This window comes from Pseudomonas sp. KBW05, assembly GCF_003852405.1.
Classification (GTDB): Bacteria; Pseudomonadota; Gammaproteobacteria; order Pseudomonadales; family Pseudomonadaceae; genus Aquipseudomonas.
The window spans coordinates 20385-33633 of the sequence record NZ_QAJM01000015.1 but is presented as its reverse complement, the minus strand read 5'-3'; the positions used below and the strand labels follow the sequence as shown (position 1 = coordinate 33633).

The window sequence follows — 13249 nt, the reverse complement described above, 5'->3', positions numbered from 1 at the left end:
ACTGCACCTCACCTTGTAGGCGCAGGAGGACCCATGACGGCCACGCCCGTAACGCGGATTTCTGACACGATCGAAGGCCAACGCCTGGCAACCGGAGATGCCGAGCGCTGGCGCGAGTGGGGCCCGTACCTGAGCGAACGCCAATGGGGCACGGTGCGCGAAGACTACAGCGCCGATGGCGATGCCTGGGCCTACTTCCCCCATGACCATGCGCGCAGTCGCGCCTACCGCTGGGGCGAGGACGGCCTGGCGGGGTTCAGTGACAAGGCGCAACGCTGGTGCCTGGGCCTGGCCCTGTGGAACGAGCGCGATGGGATCATCAAGGAACGCCTGTTCGGCCTGAACAACGCCGAGGGCAACCACGGTGAAGACGTCAAGGAACTGTACTTTTTCGTCGATGGTGTACCGAGCCATGCCTACATGCGCATGCTCTATAAATACCCCCATGCTGCCTTTCCGTACGCAGACCTGATCGCCGAGAACGCCCGCCGTGGGCTGGCTGACGCCGAGTACGAAATCCTCGATACCGGCGTATTCGAAGACAACCGCTACTGCGATGTCAGTGTCGAATACGCCAAGCATCAACCGGATGATATTTTCATGCGCATCACCGTGCATAACCGCTCGGACCAGCCGACGCGGTTGCAGGTGTTGCCCCAGTTGTGGGCGCGCAATGATTGGAGCTGGACCGTCGGCGCGCCCAAACCACAGTTGACGCTGGACGGCGACCACGTGCTGGCACGTCATCATGCGTTGCCTGATCGCCATCTCAGCGCGTGGGGAGAGCAGGGCGTTGAGTGGTTGTTCTGTGAAAACGAAAGCAACCATCCCCGGCTGGAGGGGCAACCGGCGCCGGGGCCGTTCAAGGATGGGATCAACGATTACGTGGTAGAGGGTGTCCAGTCGGCGATCCGCCGTGACTGCGGCACCAAGGTTGCCGCGCGGTTCATCCTTGAGTTGGCGGGCCTGCAAAGCAAAACCCTCTACCTGCGGTTTGCACCGGTGGACGCTGTGCAGGTCAACGCGCGCAAGCTGTTTGAGCAGCGTCGCCAGGAGGCCGATGATTTCTACGCGGCCTTGCAACAGGGTATGGTGTCTGAGGACGCACGCAACGTACAGCGTCAGGCATTGGTCGGTTTGCTGTGGTCCAAGCAGCTCTACTATTTCGATGTGAACCAATGGCTCGATGGCGACCCGGCCCAGCCCGCGCCACCGGCCGAGCGTTTGCATAGCCGCAATACCCATTGGCGGCACCTGTCCAACTTCGACATTCTCTCCATGCCCGATACCTGGGAATACCCGTGGTATGCCTCCTGGGACCAGGGCTTCCAGGCCGTGGCCATGGCGCTGATAGACCCGGCGTACGCCAAACAACAGCTGTTGCTGCTGGTCAAGGATCGTTTCATGCACCCCAACGGCCAGTTGCCGGCGTATGAATGGCGCTTTGACGACGCCAACCCGCCCGTGCACGCCTGGGCCAGTTGGCGCGTGTATCAGCAGGACAAGGCACTGACTGGCGTAGGCGACATGGACTTCCTGGAGCGCATATTCCACAAACTGCTGCTGAATTTTTCCTGGTGGGTCAATCGCAAGGACGCCGAGGGGCGCAATCTGTTCCAGGGCGGCTTCCTCGGCCTGGACAATATTGCCTTGTTCGACCGCTCGGCCGCACTGCCGCCGGGTTATCAGCTGGATCAGGCCGACGGCACGGCGTGGGTCGCCGCGTATGCGCTGGACTTGATGCGCATCGCCCTGGAGCTGGCCAAGCGCAATGCGGTGTACGTGGATATCGGCGTGAAGTTTTTCGAGCACTTCTTGTACATCGCCGGGGCCATCAACCGCGTGGATGACAGCGCCGAAGGCCTGTGGGATGAACAGGACCAGTTTTTCTACGACGTGCTGCACCGCCCCGACGGCCAGAGTGAACCGGTACGCCTGCGTTCCATGGTCGGGCTGATGCCGCTGTTTGCCGTGTTGGTGCTGGAACAGCACGAACATGAAGGCCTGGAAGGGTTGCGTGAGCGTTTGCTGGGGTTTATGAAGCATCGGCCCGACTTGGCCAAGCTGGTGTCGCGCTGGAATGAACCGGGCCAGGGCAATCGCCTGTTGCTGGCGTTGCTGCGTGGTGAGCGTACGAAGGATTTGCTGCGGCGCATGCTTGATGAGGCTGAGTTCTTGTCGGCGTTTGGTGTGCGTTCATTGTCGAAGGCGTTTGCCGAGCAGCCGCTGGCATTGAAGATGAACGGCAACACCTTGTGTGCGCGCTACCAGCCCGGGGAATCCGATTCGCGCTTGTATGGCGGCAACTCCAATTGGCGCGGGCCGTTGTGGATGCCGGTGAACTACATGCTGATCGAATCGCTGCGGGAATTTCACCGCTACTACGCCGACAACTTTTCGGTGGAGTACCCGACGGGCAGTGGTTATCTGGCATCGCTGGAAGAAGTGGCTGATAGCCTCAGCGCGCGGCTGACGGGGTTGTTTCTAAGGGATGAGGAGGGGATACGGCCATCGATGGCGGGGTATGCGCAGTTGGAAGCGGACCCGGCGAGTCGTGACCTGGTGCTGTTCCACGAGTATTTCCATGGCGAGACCGGGCGCGGGTTGGGGGCGTCGCATCAGACGGGGTGGAGTGCGTTGGTGGCGTTGTTGTTGCAGCCAAAAACCTGAGCATCACAGCCAGTCAAAATGTGGGAGCGGGCTTGCTTGCGAATGCGGAGTGTCAGTCAATGAATCTGGTACTGATACACCGCATTCGCGAGCAAGCCCGCTCCCACACAAGCCCGCTCCCACACAGGGATTCAGGCTGGCCCTTGAATCAGGAAGGGAACAGCTCGCTCAGCTTCATCGCCAACATCATGTCGCCTTCGGTGCGCAGTTTGCCGCCCATGAAGGCCTGCATGCCGTCGGTGGAACCGTCAACGATACCTTCCAGGGTTTCGCTGTCCATGACCAGCGTCACTTGGGCGTCTGGGTTTTCGCCTTCCTGCAGCTCGCAGGTCTTGTCTTTGACAACCAGGGAGAAGTTCTTGGTGTCGTCGATGCGGAAACCGAATACCAGGTCCAGGCCGTCAGCGGCGCTTGGGTTGAATTTGGCTTTCATTGCTTCTACAGCTTTGGCTACGTCAGTCATGGTTTCGATCCTTTTATGGTGAGTCCAGTGACCTTGGGGTCACGGTTGGCCGCAGTTCATCGGAAGGTGATGAGCTGCGGCGCCTTCAACAGTTGCAAGTGGGTGTGGCTGTTGAAGGAAGCCAGGGCCACCTCGCGACCGCGGAATTTCAGCTGGTTGAGCGAGGTGTTAACAATTTGCCAGTTCAGTTCGAAGGCCTGGGTGGCAGGCATTCGGGTGATCAGGTGGAGCAGGGCGGTGATGGTGCCGCCGGAGGTGAACACGGCGATTTTCTGCGCGTTGTCCGCCGCCTCAAGAATGCGTTGCAGGCCGCCCTGGACCCGTTCGACAAACCCCAGCCAGCTCTCCAACCCCGGTGGATCATAGGTGCCGGCCAGCCAGCGTTCGATGATCAGGGCGAAGATACGCTGGAACTCGCTGCGGTTTTGCGCGGCATTGCGCAGGATCTCCAGGGCTTCGGGTTCGGTGGTCAGCAGGTCGGGGAGCAGGGCGCGGATGATCGCATCGGCGTCGAACTCGTTGAAGGCGCTGTCCACTTCCACCGTTGGAACGGATAAGCCGAGGGCGCTGTACTGCTCGAACGCGGCGCTGGCGGTGTGCTGCTGGCGGCGCAGGTCGCCGGCGATGCAGCGGTCGAACGTCACGCCTAGATCGGCCAAGTGACGCCCGAGCACTTGCGCTTGTTCCACGCCGACGGGCGACAGGACGTCATAGTCGTCTGCACCGAAGGAGGCTTGGCCATGTCGAATCAGATAGATGCTGCCCACGTCCGTTTTCCCGGTACGTTGAAAGTCTGGCGAGGTTATGGGGATGCCTGCGAGCTGTCAATGGAAAAACATACGCTTGTTTTAAAAGCCCGTTGGAGGCCCGCTTGCTGGCGGTTTGATCACTGGCCCCAACGCGGTGCCGCCGGTATGCTTGGGCGATCCGCGCCTGGCGCACTGCACTTGTAAGGAGCAACATGGATTTTTTGGCCGAATACGCGAGCTTCTTAGCGAAGACCGTCACCCTGGTGGTCGCTATTCTGGTGGTACTGATCAGCTTCGCCGCGTTGCGCAGCAAAGGTCGTCGCAAATCCGCTGGCCAATTGCAGGTCAGCAAACTCAATGACTTCTACAAGGGCCTGCGCGAGCGCCTGGAATCCACCCTGCTCGACAAGGACCAGCTCAAGGCCTTGCGCAAGTCCGAAAGCAAAGCCGATAAGAAAAACAGCAAGAAAAAGCCCGAAGCCAAGCCACGGGTATTCGTGCTGGATTTCGACGGTGACATCAAGGCCTCGGCCACCGAAAGCCTGCGCCATGAAATCACCGCACTGCTCAGCCTCGCTACCCCTAAAGACGAAGTGGTGCTGCGCCTGGAAAGCGGCGGCGGCATGGTCCACAGCTACGGCCTGGCTTCGTCGCAACTGGCGCGTATCCGCCAGGCTGGCGTGCCGCTGACCGTGTGCATCGACAAGGTCGCGGCCAGCGGCGGCTACATGATGGCGTGCATCGGCGAGAAAATTATCAGCGCCCCGTTCGCCATCCTTGGTTCGATTGGCGTGGTTGCACAGTTGCCTAACGTCAACCGCCTGTTGAAAAAGCACGATATCGACTTTGAAGTACTGATCGCCGGTGAATACAAACGCACCCTCACGGTGTTTGGCGAAAACACCGAGAAGGGCCGCGAGAAGTTCCAGGAAGACCTGGATATCACCCATCAGCTGTTCAAGAACTTCGTCTCGCGCTATCGCCCGCAGTTGGCAATCGATGAAGTGGCGACCGGAGAAGTGTGGCTGGGTGTTGCGGCACTCGACAAGCAACTGGTGGACGAGCTGCAAACCAGCGACGAATACCTGGCGACCAAGGCCAAGACCGCCGAGGTGTTCCACCTGCACTATGCCGAGCGCAAGAGCTTGCAGGAGCGTGTAGGCCTGGCGGCCAGCGGTTCGGTAGACCGCGTGTTGCTGACCTGGTGGAGCCGGTTGACCCAGCAGCGCTTCTGGTAACCCGCTTCCTCAGGTCTCAGCGGGCCCTTGTGGGAGCGGGCTTGCTCGCGAATGCGGTGTATCAGTTTCGGATGTATTCACTGACACTCCGTCTTCGCGAGCAAGCCCGCTCCCACATTGATCGGGTGCCGCATCAACAGCCCCACCACCAACGCCCCCAGCAACCCCAACCATCCCGCCACCCACAACACCCCACCGAAACCCCCGACAAACGCCTGCTGTGCCAGCGGCTGCACATTGGCCCTCGCCGACGCCGGCAACAACCCCATCGCCGCTGGCATATCACCCGCCACCACCCGCGACGCGATCCCGGCCACCTGGCCCTGCCACTGCGCACCGATACTCGCCCCCAACAATTGCTCGCTATGGCTGCTCAACAACGCCCCATACACGCCAATGGCCAGCATGATCGCGCTGAAACGCATAGTGGTACTCATCCCCGAGGCCATCCCGACGCGGTCGCGCGGCACGCAAGCCATGATGTTTTTCTGCGTATCGCCATTGAGCAAACCCGCGCCGGCCCCCGTGACCGCAATCGCCAACGCGAAGGGTACATACCCGCTGACATCCACCGCCCACGCGCTGAGCAGGTTGCCGCAGCCCACCAGGGTCAATCCCGTTGCCATCATCGTCGCCGGGGTAAAACGCCCCGCCAGGCGCGCACCGATGCGTGGGCAAACCAGCATGGTCAGGGCGAACGGCAACATGCCCAACCCCGAAGCAATGGCGGAGAACCCCAGGCCGTTCTGCAAGTAGAAGGGCAGCAGCGTCATCATCACCTGGGCGCAACCGGCGTAGGCAAACATCCCGAGCAAGGCGCCGATAAAGCGTGGGTGGCGAAACAGTTGCAGGTCCACCATGGGCCGTTGCTGCACGCGCTCGACCAGCACAAACACCCCCAGCAGCACGGCGCCAGCCAGCAGGCGCGCATAGGTCGGCGGGCTGTCCCAGCCGATGCGGTTGGCTTCGATCAGCCCCCAGATCAGGCACAGCAGGCTGGCACTGAACGCCAGGCTGCCCCAGGGATCAAGGCGGGCGGACTGGGTATCGCGGGATTCCGGGATGGCGCGCAGCACCAGCGCCATCAGTGCCAGGCCCACGGGCAGGTTGAGGTAGAAAATCCAGCGCCAGCCCAGGTACTCGGTGATCAAGCCGCCAAGGGTCGGCGCGGCGGTCATCGCCACGCCCATGCACGCGCCCCAGAACGCCCAGGCTTTGGCGCGCTCCACTTCATCGTGGAAGGTATGGCCGATGGACGCCAAGGCCGACGTCAGCAATAGCGCCGCGCCGACGCCTTTGACGGCGCGGGCGATATCCAGCCACAACGCGCTGGGCGCGGCGCCGCAACCCAGGGACGCGAGGATGAAAATACTCAAGCCCCACACCAGGGTTTTCTTGCGCCCGAAGCGGTCGGCAAGGCTGCCGGCCGGCAAGAGCAGTGCGGCGAAAGCCAGCATATAGGCACTGACGACCCACTCGATATCGGCGAAATTGGCCCCCAGGTCGCGGGCGATGCTCGGCAGGGTGACGGCGACGATATTGGTGTCGAGCACAATCAGCGAGCAGACGCCGGAGGCGGTGAGCAACGTCAAGCGTGGGCTGACGGGCCTCATGGATGGATTACCCAGTAGGCAATGGTAGGTGTGAAATCGCAAGGCATCGCAAAGGCTCTCTGGCTGTTAGGATAGGCCCAGCTTATCGCCGTCCAACGCTGCCTTTGTTAGGTAGCAATAAGAACTTCATTACCTTTGAGCTAATCCTGCGATGGAAATCCGTCATTTCCGCTACTTCCTGGCCGTCGCCCGGCAACGCAACTTCACCCGCGCCGCCGAGCAATTGGGCATTGCCCCGCCGACCTTGAGCCGGCAGATCCAGGACATGGAAACCGCATTGGGCACGCGCTTGTTTATCCGTCAGCAGCGCGAAGTCAGCCTGACCGAAGCGGGCGCGGCACTGGTGCAGGAAGCCGAAGCCACCGTGCGCCAATTCGAATGCGCCCAGCGCCACGCCCAACGGGCCGGGCGCGGTGATATCGGGCATATCGAACTGGGTTATGTGGCGTCGGCGGTGTATGGCGGCGTGCTGCAGCGGCAGATGCAGGCGTTCAGTCAGGCGTTTCCCGATGTGAGCGTGAATGTGCGCGAATGCGCCATGGCCGCATTGCCAGGTGCGGTCGCGGATGGGCGGTATGACATTGGTTACGTCCGCTCACCCATGACCCTGCCCGATGGCGTGGAAGCGGTGCGCCTGGACAGTGAGGGGTTTGTCCTGGCGGTGGCACAGGGTTCCTGGCTGCTGGGATTGAAGGCCATCGGTTGCGAACACCTGCAAAACGAGACCTTTATCCTGCCGGAGCAGATCAGCGGCACGCTACATGTGGCCGCCCAGGGCGGTTATGCGCCGCGTCTGGGGCCGCAGCCGGGGGGCTTGGTCGCGGTGCTGGCGCTGGTGTCGCTGGGGCAGGGCGTTGCGGTGGTGCCGGCGTCGGTGGTGGGGCATGTGACGCTGCCGAATGTGCTGTACCGCCCCATTCAAGGCAATGACGCGTCGTCGTGGCTGTCACTGATTCATCGGCGGTTTGAAAAAGCACCGGCGGTTGCGCGGTTTATCCAGCAGGTGAAAGCGGGGCGCTGAACACGATTACAGATCTTGTAATAGTTTTGCGTTGTAGGAATTTTGCCTTTCGGTTGTACGATTCAAGTCCTTTTTTATCGCAGGATTTGCATGAACACCCTCTCGGAGCCCCCCAGTCGTCTTTCCCCAAGACATCCGCTGCTGCCGTTCCCGCTGAAGCATCCCGTATTCCGACTGCTAACCTTGTCCCGGTCCACTGACCGCGCATTGCTGTGCCTGGCATTCTGAACTTCGAATTAAAGAGACTCTATAAATGGAATGGTTAGCGGATCCAACGGCCTGGCTCGGCCTGTTGACCTTGATTGTGCTGGAACTGGTGCTGGGTATCGACAACCTGGTGTTTATCGCGATCCTCGCGGACAAACTGCCACCCGAGCAGCGTGACCGTGCGCGCTTGATCGGTTTGTCCCTGGCATTGCTGATGCGCCTGGGCCTGCTGGCGAGTATTTCGTGGTTGGTGACCCTCACCCAGCCGCTGTTCGAGGTGTTCGACAAGAGCTTCTCCGGCCGCGACCTGATCATGCTGTTTGGTGGTGTGTTCCTGTTGTTCAAGGCCACCATGGAATTGCACGAACGCCTCGAAGGCCACGTCGCCCAGCGCAGCGGCAACGCAGCCTATGCGATGTTCTGGCCGATCGTGGCGCAGATCGTGGTGCTCGACGCGGTGTTCTCCCTCGATGCGGTGATTACCGCCGTAGGCATGGTGGATGAACTGGCGGTGATGATGATCGCGGTGATCATTTCCATCGGCCTGATGATCGTCGCGAGCAAGCCGTTGACCCGCTTCGTCAATGCGCACCCGACGGTGATCATGCTCTGCCTGGGCTTCTTGATGATGATCGGTTTCGCCCTGACCGCCGAAGGCCTGGGTTTCCATATTCCGAAGGGCTATCTGTATGCGGCCATCGGTTTCTCGATCCTGATCGAAGTGTTCAACCAGATTGCCCGCGCTCGTCGCAAGAAGTCGGCGCAAGGCGTGTTGCCGGTACGTGAGCGCACCGCCCATGCGGTGATGCGCTTGCTCGGCGGGCGCAGCCTGGCGGTGGAAGAGGTGGGTGAAGAGGTCGCCGACCTGTTGGGCGAGCCAGATACCACGCAAGGTCCGCTGTTTGATCGCCGCGAGCGCGTGATGATCAGCGGCGTACTGCAATTGGCCGAGCGGCCGATCCGTACGTTGATGACGCCACGGGCCAAGGTGGACTACATCGACTTGGCGGACGATGCTGAGACGATTCGCCTGAAATTGATGCATTCGTCCTACTCGCGCCTGCCGTTGATCCGTAATGGCGCGGTGGATGAACCCCTGGGCTTTGTGCACAAGAAGGAGTTGCTCAAGGAGTACCTGGCGGGCAATGAGCCGAACCTGGAGCATTTGGCGCGCCGGGCGATCAACCTGCTGGAGAGTTTCTCGGTGCTCAACGCCCTGGAGCAGATGCGCCAGGAGTCCACGCACATCGCCTTTGTGATCAACGAATTCGGTGACTTCATGGGCGTGTTGAGCATGACCGACATTCTCGAATCCATCGCCGGTGAACTGCCTGACGCCAGTGAAATCGAGGGGCCGGACATTGTCGAGGACGGTGCAGGTTTTCGCGTGAACGGCGCCCTCAATCTCAACCAGATCCGCCAGCGCACCGGTTTCAATGCCACGGCAACCGAGGACTACCAGACCCTCGCCGGCTTGGTGATGAGCCTGCTGGACCGCTTGCCGGTGGTGGGCGACAGCCTGGTGTACGAGGGCTGGCGCCTGACCGTGGCGGCCGTCGAGGAGCGACGGGTGACCCTGGTGGCTATGGTGCGTGAAACGTAAAGCGGTCCTTGCCCGCATGTTTTGACACATACAACGCCTGGTCCGCCTTGATCAGCACTTGGTTCAAGGTTTCGCCATCCTCCACCCGGGCCAGGCCGATGCTGATGGTCACCGGGTGTTGGCTGGCGTCCGCTCGAACCTGGGCGCACAACTGGCCCGCCAACTGCGCCGCGTCTTCGCGGCGTACCCCTGCCAGGTAGATGGCGAACTCTTCACCGCCAAGGCGGGCGTAGTCGAAGTCGTTCATCACGACGCGGATGTCATGGGCGACGCGCTTGAGTACGTCGTCACCAATATCGTGGCCAAACCGGTCATTCACTTTCTTGAAATTGTCGATGTCGACCATCGCCAGGTAATGGTCGTGCGTGCGCGGTTGGTGGGCGAGCTTCTGCCCGGCGCTGGCCATGAACGCGCGGCGGTTGGGGATGTCGGTCAGGGTGTCCACGTAGGCCTGGTCCAGCAGCAGCTTGGCCATGATGTAGTTGCTCAGCTTGACCTGGCGCAGTTTCAGGAAGCTGTAGAGGGTCAGCAGGCTGAGGAAGCTGGAGTAAAAGAACACCGTGGTGCCTTTGACTTCCAGCACCGAGGTTTCCGTGAGGTAGAACGGGTTAAGCACCACCCAGGTGATCACCAGCGTGGCGGCGAATGCCCAGCGCCTCAGCGGTAGCACGGAGGCACTGTACAAAATGGTCGAGGCGCCAAGGATCAGCCAGCCGGGGTGCAGGTCCATGGGCAGGCCTTCGATCACCAGGCGGATGCCGATGGCGATGATGCTGACGAAGATCAGGTTGATCCATTGGAAGTGGCGCACCTGTGTGTTGAAGGCCAGCACCAGCGTGGTGATCAACAGTGCGCTGAGAAATATCACCGAATAGAACGTAAAGCCTTGGCCGCCGCGAAAGCTGACGATCAGGTTGAACACCAGCCAGATGCTGATGCTGGCGAGGTAGATCAACAGGCAGAACGGCTTGAGTCGCTCGAAATCATGCTGGGCGAACTCAAGTTGCAAGGCGGGTGAGGGGAGTTTCTTGAGGACTTCGGCTTCAATGGTCTTGAACATTGCTGACCCTGGCTCGGCTGAGACTGCATTGAGCAGCGTAGACGTCTGTCAGGGCCGTGCAAGGGCTAACTGGCGTAGCGGGCGAAGGTATCCTCCACGAGTTGTGCCTGATCTTCCAAGGGGCCGAAACCTTGGAGTTTCTCTTTCAGTTCCCCGTTGACATAGACCAGCCCGGTCGGGGTGCCCGTCACCTCGGGATGCCTTGGGGTTTGTGCGCAGTCAAGCACCATGCTCACGACGATGGGATATCTGGCGGCAACCTTTTCAAACAGCGGCACGGCTTCGGTGCACGCAGGGCAGTGCGCTGAAACAAACAGCAGAAACACCGGGTGCGGCGTACTCAGCACCCGTTGGTAATCCTCGGCATTGGCAATCGTTGCGGTGGCAAGTCCCATGACGGTGGTGCTCCTGCATGGCGTCAATTGAGTGCCAACGCTAAATCGCAGATTCGCTGCCGTCTACTGTCAACCTTCACAGGTTCGCATCACGCTCCAGACGTTCGCGCGCCTTGCGGGCCTGGTTCGCGCATTTCTTGTATTCCAGGTTATCCCGCGAGGCCTTTGCCTGGCGGTAGCCGTGGTGGTTCTGGCTGGTGTAGTTGGTGCTCAAGGCTTCGTTGAGCTTGCGCAGTTCTATCTTGCAGTCGCGCCGGTCGTTGCTGGCCCAGGCGCTGGTGGCGATCAGACAGGAACATATAACCAGGGTGAGGCTGAGCTTCATCGGGGTGCGGTCCTTGTCGGCGGGGATGTGCAAAGGCTAGTCCAGCGTGGGGATTTTTCCACGGTGCGCGCGCACTGCAACGGTGCACGGTAACGCTCTAATGGCGCACCCGACTGGGGCCTATCACCGCACAGTGGGGCCTGGGGTATCACGTTGGCCGCAGGTGCTGGCGCAACGCCGTATCGTACGAAATGACTTATCTTGCTGATTTTTAATAAATTTATTCCTCGCGTGTTTTTCTGTTACCGCGTGTGGCACACTTTCTGCTGTCTATTCCGTTGTTACATACTAGGTTCCGGTATAGCGGAATACACAACCCCTGGAGTGCTTGTCATGCATCACCGACCTTCCGTGTTCAAAGCGTGTGTTTTTCTCTTCGCCGCATCGGCTTCCCTCGCAAGCCTCGTGCAGGCGGCGGACAGCAAGCTCGACAACGTGCTCAAGCGTGGGCATCTGATCGTGGGTACAGGCAGTACCAATGCGCCGTGGCACTTCCAGGGAGCGGATGGCAAGTTGCAAGGGTTTGATATCGACATCGGCCGCATTGTCGCCAAGGGATTGTTCAACGACCCCAGCAAGGTCGAGTTTGTGGTGCAGTCGTCTGACGCACGGATTCCCAACCTGCTGACCGACAAGGTCGACATGAGCTGCCAGTTCATTACTGTCACCGCCAGCCGTGCGCAGCAGGTCGCGTTTACCCTGCCGTACTACCGCGAAGGCGTGGGCCTGCTGCTGCCCAACAACAGCAAATACAAAGAGATTGAAGACCTGCAAGCCGCCGGCGACGGCGTGACCGTGGCCGTGCTGCAAAACGTGTACGCCGAAGAGCTGGTGCACCAGGCGCTGCCCAAGGCCAAGGTCGACCAGTACGACAGCGTTGACCTGATGTACCAGGCAGTGAACTCCGGCCGCGCCGATGCCGCCGCCACCGACCAGTCTTCGGTCAAATACCTGATGGTGCAGAACCCCGGCCGCTACCGCAGCCCGGTTTACGCCTGGAGCCCGCAAACCTACGCGTGCGCGGTCAAGCGTGGCGACCAGGACTGGCTGAACTTCGTCAATACCGCCCTGCACGAAGCCATGACCGGTGTGGAATTCCCCACCTACAAGGCCTCGTTCAAGCAATGGTTTGGCGTCGACCTGCCCGAGCCGGCGATTGGTTTCCCTGTCGAGTTCAAATGATTCGTGACAACCGGGGCGCCGCCAACGGCGCCCCTATTAGGTACTGCTGACCATGAACTATCAGTTGAACTTTGCCGCCGTGTGGCGCGATTTCGACACCTTGCTGGCGGGGCTCGGTCTGGGCCTGCAACTGGCACTGCTGTCGATCGCCATCGGCTGCGTGATCGGCCTGCTGATGGCCTTTGCCATGCTGTCCAAGCACCGTGCGTTGCGCATCTTCGCCTCGGTGTATGTGACGGTGGTGCGCAATACGCCGATTCTGGTGCTGATCCTGTTGATCTACTTTGCCTTGCCGTCCCTGGGGATTCGCCTCGACAAAATCCCCTCGTTCATCATCACTCTGTCGTTGTACGCCGGTGCCTACCTGACCGAAGTATTCCGCGCCGGGCTGTTGAACATTCCCAAGGGGCTGCGTGAAGCCGGCCTGGCCATCGGCCTGGGCGAATGGCGCATCCGTGCCTACATCACCGTGCCGGTGATGCTGCGCAACGTGCTGCCGGCACTGTCGAACAACTTTATCTCGCTGTTCAAGGACACCTCGCTGGCCGCCGCGATTGCCGTGCCGGAGCTGACCTATTACGCCCGCAAGATCAACGTCGAAAGCTACCGGGTGATTGAAACCTGGCTGGTCACGACCGCGCTCTACGTGGCTGCCTGTTACCTCATTGCCATGCTGCTCCGTTACCTGGAACAGCGTCTGGCGATCCGTCGTTAAGGAGGGTT

The 13249-nt window shown here is 60.7% G+C and carries 12 protein-coding genes; 6 read left to right on the top strand and 6 right to left on the bottom strand.

What is annotated here, in order from left to right:
- The first annotated feature begins 33 nt into the window (after positions 1-33).
- Positions 34-2670, top strand: a complete 2637-nt coding sequence (locus tag DBR46_RS14505; protein WP_124526754.1) for a glucosidase — start codon at positions 34-36, stop codon at positions 2668-2670.
- 148 nt (positions 2671-2818) lie between these two features.
- Here the strand turns inward: DBR46_RS14505 and DBR46_RS14500 are convergent, their stop codons facing one another.
- Both DBR46_RS14500 and DBR46_RS14495 read right to left on the bottom strand, forming a co-directional pair.
- Positions 2819-3133 carry an SCP2 sterol-binding domain-containing protein gene (locus DBR46_RS14500; protein WP_122684460.1) on the bottom strand — a complete coding sequence of 105 codons (315 nt, stop codon included), beginning with the start codon at positions 3131-3133 and terminating at the stop codon, positions 2819-2821.
- Positions 3134-3189: 56 nt separating this feature from the next.
- A complete protein-coding gene (locus tag DBR46_RS14495; RefSeq protein ID WP_124526753.1) occupies positions 3190-3900 on the bottom strand; it encodes a histidine phosphatase family protein in 711 nt (236 codons plus the stop codon).
- Positions 3901-4094: 194 nt separating this feature from the next.
- On the opposite strand from DBR46_RS14495, the gene sohB reads away from it, so the two are divergent.
- Positions 4095-5120, top strand: a complete 1026-nt coding sequence (sohB, locus tag DBR46_RS14490; RefSeq protein ID WP_124526752.1) for a protease SohB — start codon at positions 4095-4097, stop codon at positions 5118-5120.
- Positions 5121-5197: 77 nt separating this feature from the next.
- On the opposite strand, the gene DBR46_RS14485 is transcribed toward sohB, so the two are convergent.
- Entirely contained in the window at positions 5198-6733 is a 1536-nt protein-coding gene (locus DBR46_RS14485) for an MFS transporter (protein WP_124526751.1), read from the bottom strand.
- Between the two features lie 151 nt (positions 6734-6884).
- On the opposite strand from DBR46_RS14485, the gene DBR46_RS14480 reads away from it, so the two are divergent.
- Entirely contained in the window at positions 6885-7754 is an 870-nt protein-coding gene (locus DBR46_RS14480; protein WP_124526750.1) for a LysR family transcriptional regulator, read from the top strand.
- A gap of 253 nt (positions 7755-8007) precedes the next feature.
- Positions 8008-9564, top strand: a complete 1557-nt coding sequence (locus tag DBR46_RS14475) for a TerC family protein (protein ID WP_124526749.1) — start codon at positions 8008-8010, stop codon at positions 9562-9564.
- Here DBR46_RS14475 and DBR46_RS14470 read toward each other — a convergent pair.
- The 3 genes from DBR46_RS14470 to DBR46_RS14460 form a co-directional block, all read right to left on the bottom strand.
- On the bottom strand, positions 9545-10624 hold the full coding sequence (locus DBR46_RS14470) for a GGDEF domain-containing protein (protein ID WP_124526748.1): 1080 nt from the start codon (positions 10622-10624) through the stop codon (positions 9545-9547). The genes DBR46_RS14475 and DBR46_RS14470 overlap by 20 nt on opposite strands.
- Positions 10625-10689: 65 nt before the next feature.
- Positions 10690-11019: a co-chaperone YbbN gene (locus DBR46_RS14465; RefSeq protein WP_124526747.1), complete on the bottom strand. Its 330-nt coding sequence runs from the start codon at positions 11017-11019 to the stop codon at positions 10690-10692.
- A gap of 76 nt (positions 11020-11095) precedes the next feature.
- Positions 11096-11344: a hypothetical protein gene (locus tag DBR46_RS14460; RefSeq protein WP_124526764.1), complete on the bottom strand. Its 249-nt coding sequence runs from the start codon at positions 11342-11344 to the stop codon at positions 11096-11098.
- Positions 11345-11677: 333 nt separating this feature from the next.
- On the opposite strand from DBR46_RS14460, the gene DBR46_RS14455 reads away from it, so the two are divergent.
- Positions 11678-12526 carry a transporter substrate-binding domain-containing protein gene (locus DBR46_RS14455; RefSeq protein WP_124526746.1) on the top strand — a complete coding sequence of 283 codons (849 nt, stop codon included), beginning with the start codon at positions 11678-11680 and terminating at the stop codon, positions 12524-12526.
- A 52-nt stretch (positions 12527-12578) separates the two neighbouring features.
- Positions 12579-13241: an amino acid ABC transporter permease gene (locus tag DBR46_RS14450; protein WP_124526745.1), complete on the top strand. Its 663-nt coding sequence runs from the start codon at positions 12579-12581 to the stop codon at positions 13239-13241.
- The last annotated feature ends 8 nt before the right edge of the window (positions 13242-13249 follow it).